Origin of the sequence: Neisseria sicca VK64 (assembly GCF_000260655.1) — a bacterium.
Classification (GTDB): Bacteria; Pseudomonadota; Gammaproteobacteria; order Burkholderiales; family Neisseriaceae; genus Neisseria; species Neisseria sicca_B.
Genome location: NZ_AJMT01000091.1, coordinates 1 through 5,181, shown reverse-complemented (window position 1 = coordinate 5,181; position 5,181 = coordinate 1). Strand labels below are relative to the sequence as shown.

Genomic DNA, 5,181 nt, shown 5'->3' with positions numbered 1-5,181 from the left:
GGTAATGAGGGTTTCGCCGATGAAGTCTTCTGCCTCCCAAACGGTTTTGGCGGCAAGCGGGTGGTCTTGGGCGCAGATGCCGACCATTTCGTAGGCGAACAGGGGGCGGAAGCTGATGCCGTTTTGTTTTTCGGCTTCGGATACGATGGCGAGATCGGCGCGGTGTTGCAGCAGGAGTCCGACGGGGTCTGCCTGAAAGCCGGAAACGATGTCCAATTCGACTTGCGGCCACATGGGGCGGAATTCGCCCATTGCGGGCATGAGCCAGTCGAAACAGGTGTGGCATTCGACAGCTAGCCGCAATTCGCCTGCTTCGCCTTCGATGATGCGGGCGAGGTCGCGCTCGGCGGCGGAAACTTGCGGGAGGAGTTCGCGTGCGAGCCTCAACAGGCGTTCGCCGGCGGGTGTAAAACGCAAGGGCGTGGATTTGCGCTCAAACAGGGGGGTGTCGTAATAGTTTTCAAGCGCGCGGATTTGGTGCGAAAGGGCGGATTGGGTCAGGAAGACGCGCTTGGCGGCAAGGGATACGCTGCCGGTTTCTTCGAGTGCCAGCAGGGTTTTGAGATGGCGCAGTTCGATGATGGAATCCATTGGTTTTCACGCTTTCAGACGACCTCTTGAAACAGGCAATATTAAAATATTTCATGCCGGGGTGTAAATGCGGGCGCGTGTTGAACGGCGTGGGGATTGGGGCGCGTCAGGGTTTGCGGTTAGAATGTGCGTCCGATTTTGTATGAATGCGGTGAATTGATTTGAAACAGGGATGGCGTTGCTTCGCTTTGTCCTGTGAAATTCAATCCGCTATGTGTTGAAAGGAATGATATGGCGAAACGCAATGATATTTTGGCGTGGTGCGATGAGGTGTTGCAGGTCGGCATGTTCAAAGACTATGCGCCCAACGGTTTGCAGGTCGAGGGCAGGGCAGAAGTCGGCAAAATAGCGACATCGGTAACGGCAAGCAAGGCGGCGGTCGATTTTGCTGCGGAGCAGGGCGCGGACATGCTTTTGGTGCATCACGGGATGTTTTGGAAAAGCGAGCCGGTAACGATTACGGGCTGGAAAAAAGTGCGTATCGAAACATTATTGCAACACCAAATCAATATGGCGGGCTACCACCTGCCGCTGGATGCACACCCTGTGTTGGGCAACAACGCGCAGCTTGCCGATAAGTTGGGTTGGGAAGTCGAAAGGCGGTTCGGCGAACAGAATCTGTTGAATATAGGTCGTCTGAAAACGCCGCAGACTTTGGCTGAATGGTTGCAACACATTGCTGCAACGTTGGGACGGCAGCCCGTAGCCGTCGGCGATATGTCGCGCGAAATCAAACGCATCGCATGGTGTACCGGCGGTGCGCAGGGATTTTTTCAGACGACCATAGACGAAGGCGTCGATGCTTATCTGACCGGAGAAATCTCAGAATCGCAGTTTCACCTTGCCAATGAAACAGGCGTTGCGTTTGTCAGCGCGGGACACCATGCGACGGAACGTTACGGCATCCGCGCCCTGGGCGAAGCCGTGGCACAGCATTTTGAGTTGGAAGTCTGTCATTTCGACGAAGATAATCCCGCTTAAGCCTTGATAATCGTCATGAAAATTTACCTTAATTTAAATAATGCTTTGAGTATCACGGTAAACTAGGTAGAATTACATCGTTTAATGGCTCGGTATTCCCAAAATTTTAGGACGACTGAATAATGGATAATCAAGAAATCAATAGCGGTCGCCGCCGCTTTTTGACGCTGGCTACGTGCGGCGCGGGCGGTGTGGCGGCTTTGGGCGTAGCTACGCCTTTCGTGGCAAGCTTTTTCCCGTCGGAAAAAGCCAAGGCCGCAGGTGCTCCCGTCGAAATAGATGTCAGCAAAATCGAATCCGGACAAATGTTGACTGCCGAATGGCAAGGTAAGCCGATTTGGGTGGTTAACCGTACCGAACAGCAGCTCAAAGACCTGAAAGGTTTGAACGGCGCGGTTGCCGACCCTAATTCCGATGTGGATCATCAGCCCGAAAACTGTAAAAACGAGACCCGTTCAATTAAGCCGAACATTCTCGTTACCATCGGTATTTGTACACATTTAGGCTGTTCGCCGACCTTCCGTCCCGATATTGCCCCTGCAGATTTGGGGGCAGATTGGAAAGGCGGTTTCTACTGCCCTTGCCACGGTTCGAAATTCGACATGGCAGGCCGCGTATATAAAAGTGTTCCTGCACCGACCAATCTGGTTGTTCCGCCGCACAAATATATGAGCGATACGACCATCTTGGTGGGCGAAGACTAAAAATAAGGAACGATAATTATGGCAAAGCAAACCAATAGCAAAGCAAAAGCATTGTTAGACTGGACGGACGCTCGTTTCCCTCTGTCTAAAATGTGGAATGAGCATTTGGCTCAATACTACGCGCCGAAGAACTTCAACTTCTGGTACTACTTCGGCTCTTTGGCTCTGCTCGTCCTCGTGATTCAAATCGTCAGCGGTATCTTCCTGACCATGAACTACAAACCGGACGGCAACCTGAATGCCTATCATCTGCCTGCTGCCTTTACCGCAGTAGAGTACATCATGCGTGACGTGTCCGGCGGCTGGATTATCCGTTATATGCACTCCACCGGCGCATCTTTCTTCTTCATCGTCGTATACCTGCACATGTTCCGCGGCCTGATTTACGGTTCGTACAAAAAACCGCGCGAATTGGTGTGGATTTTCGGTTCCCTGATTTTCTTGGCATTGATGGCCGAAGCCTTTATGGGCTATCTGTTGCCTTGGGGTCAAATGTCCTTCTGGGGCGCGCAGGTGATTATTAACCTGTTCTCCGCCATCCCCGTTATCGGTCCTGACTTGTCCACTTGGATTCGTGGTGACTTCAATATCTCCGATGTTACTCTGAACCGCTTCTTCGCGCTGCACGTTATCGCTGTACCGCTGGTGTTGCTCGGTTTGGTTGTGGCACACATCATTGCCCTGCACGAAGTGGGTTCAAACAACCCTGACGGCGTGGAAATTAAGAAACTCAAAGATGAAAACGGCGTTCCGCTCGACGGCATTCCTTTCCATCCGTACTACACCGTCAAAGACATCTTGGGCGTTGTCGTATTCCTGATTGTTTTCTGCTCCGTATTGTTCTTCGCCCCCGAAGGCGGCGGCTACTTCCTCGAAGCCCCGAACTTTGAAGCGGCAAATGCGCTGAAAACACCGCCGCACATTGCACCGGTATGGTATTTTACCCCGTTCTACGCTATTTTGCGTGCGATTCCTTCATTCCTCGGTACTCAGGTTTGGGGTGTAATCGGTATGGGCGCGGCTGTTGTCCTGATTGCCCTGTTGCCTTGGTTGGATAAAGGTGAAGTGAAATCCGTCCGCTACCGTGGTCCGATTTTCAAAATCGCATTGGTTTTGTTTGTCATTTCCTTCATCGGTCTGGGTATCTTGGGTGCGTTAGTGGCAACCGATACCCGTACTATAGTTGCGCGCATTCTGTCCGTCGTCTATTTTGCATTCTTCCTGGGTATGCCGTTCTACACCAAACTGGATACAAATAAACCGGTTCCCGAACGTGTAACCATGAGCACCACTAAACAAAAAATCATGTTCTTTGTTTATGTCGGTATTACCGTCATCGGTGCTTACCTGTTTGCAACCAATATCTGATGAGGGCAGCGAAAATGAAACATACCCTGAAAAACTGGTTTGCTGCCTTGTTATTGGCAGTGCCTATGAGTGCCGCCGTCGCCAGCGGTGGCGGACACTATGAAAAAGTCGAGATTGACCTGCGCGACCAAGTCAGCTTGCAGCGCGGTGCTCAAATTTTCACCAACTACTGCTTATCCTGCCACTCGGCAAGTGGTATGCGCTTCAACCGTCTGAAAGACATCGGTTTGACTGATGAAGAAATCAAGAAAAACCTGATGTTTACGACAGACAACGTTGGTGATGTCATGTTGGCGGCGATGAATCCTAAAGATGCTGCCAAATGGTTTGGTGCAGCTCCTCCGGATCTGACACTGATTGCCCGTTCTAAAGGCGCGGATTATCTGTATGCCTATATGCGCGGCTTCTATAAAGACCCGACCCGTCCGAACGGTTGGAACAATGTCGTATTCGACAAAGTCGGCATGCCCCACCCCTTGTGGGAGCAACAAGGCGTTCAAGCGGTTGAGCTGGATGCCAAAGGTCAGCCGGTCATGGTGAAAGACGAACATGGCGAATTGAAACCCAAGCTCTATTGGGAATCTACCGGCGCACACAGCCGTCGTTTGCCAAACGGCAAAGTCGTCCAAACAGAGTACGATGCTTATGTACGCGACTTGGTGAACTATTTGGTTTACATGGGTGAACCGGCGCAGCTCCAGCGCAAACGTACAGGCTATATCGTGTTGATGTTCTTGCTTGCAGTGATGCTGCCTCTGGCATACTTCCTGAAAAAAGAATATTGGAAAGACGTTCATTAAGTCTTGTAATAAAAAAGGCAAACCTAATCGGGTTTGCCTTTTTTATAGTGGATTAACTTTAAACCAGTACGGCGTTGCCTCGCCTTAGCTCAAAGAGAACGATTCTCTAAGGTGCTGAAGCACCAAGTGAATCGGTTCCGTACTATCTGTACTGTCTGCGGCTTCGTCGCTTTGTCCTGATTTAAATTTAATCCACTATATTTCATGCGGCATGACGCCGCAACGTTCCCACCAATCAAAAAGGTCGTCTGAAAACCGGAAATCCCTATTTTCAGACGACCTTTTCATGTTTCAGCCCCTATCAAGCGTCAATGTTTTGCGCAATCAGGGCGTTGTTTTCGATGAAGGCGCGGCGCGGTTCGACTTCGTCGCCCATCAGGGTAACGAACACTTCGTCGGCGGCGATGGCGTCTTCGATGCGCACTTTCAACAGACGGCGCACGGCGGGATCCATCGTGGTTTCCCAGAGCTGTTCGGGATTCATCTCGCCCAAACCTTTGTATCGCTGGATGGACATGCCTTTTTGGGCGTTTTGGAGCAGGATGTTCAGCGCGGTTTCAAAGCTGTCCACGTCGTACTCGTTCTCGCCTTTGTAGAGCTTGGCGCCCTCGCCAACCAAGCCTTTGAGCGCGGCGGCGGTTTGGGTGAGGGTTTGGTAGGCTTTGCTGTTGAGGAACTTGGGTTCGATGTAGCTGACCATGACGTTGCCGTGCAGTTTGCGGGTGATTTTGATGAAG

Annotated in this window: 5 protein-coding genes and 1 pseudogene; 4 read left to right on the top strand and 2 right to left on the bottom strand. The window is 51.4% G+C overall.

The window, feature by feature from the left end; translation table 11 throughout:
* On the bottom strand, positions 1 to 591 hold a 591-nt coding region (locus tag HMPREF1051_RS05605; RefSeq protein WP_003765581.1), incomplete at its 3' end, for a LysR family transcriptional regulator.
* A 231-nt stretch (positions 592 to 822) separates the two neighbouring features.
* On the opposite strand from HMPREF1051_RS05605, the gene HMPREF1051_RS05600 reads away from it, so the two are divergent.
* The 4 genes from HMPREF1051_RS05600 to HMPREF1051_RS05585 all read left to right on the top strand — a co-directional run bounded on the left by HMPREF1051_RS05600 (position 823) and on the right by HMPREF1051_RS05585 (position 4,444).
* Positions 823 to 1,572, top strand: coding sequence for a Nif3-like dinuclear metal center hexameric protein (locus HMPREF1051_RS05600; protein ID WP_003765578.1), 750 nt, complete (start codon positions 823 to 825; stop codon positions 1,570 to 1,572).
* A 122-nt stretch (positions 1,573 to 1,694) separates the two neighbouring features.
* Positions 1,695 to 2,276 (top strand): ubiquinol-cytochrome c reductase iron-sulfur subunit, encoded by a 582-nt coding sequence (gene petA / locus HMPREF1051_RS05595; protein ID WP_003765574.1) that lies wholly within the window; start codon positions 1,695 to 1,697, stop codon positions 2,274 to 2,276.
* A gap of 18 nt (positions 2,277 to 2,294) precedes the next feature.
* On the top strand, positions 2,295 to 3,644 hold the full coding sequence (locus HMPREF1051_RS05590) for a cytochrome b (RefSeq protein WP_003765580.1): 1,350 nt from the start codon (positions 2,295 to 2,297) through the stop codon (positions 3,642 to 3,644).
* Between the two features lie 14 nt (positions 3,645 to 3,658).
* Positions 3,659 to 4,444: a cytochrome c1 gene (locus HMPREF1051_RS05585; RefSeq protein ID WP_003765585.1), complete on the top strand. Its 786-nt coding sequence runs from the start codon at positions 3,659 to 3,661 to the stop codon at positions 4,442 to 4,444.
* A gap of 301 nt (positions 4,445 to 4,745) precedes the next feature.
* Here the strand turns inward: HMPREF1051_RS05585 and gyrB are convergent.
* Positions 4,746 to 5,181: pseudogene (gene gyrB / locus HMPREF1051_RS05580) on the bottom strand (DNA gyrase subunit B); the annotation flags it as partial.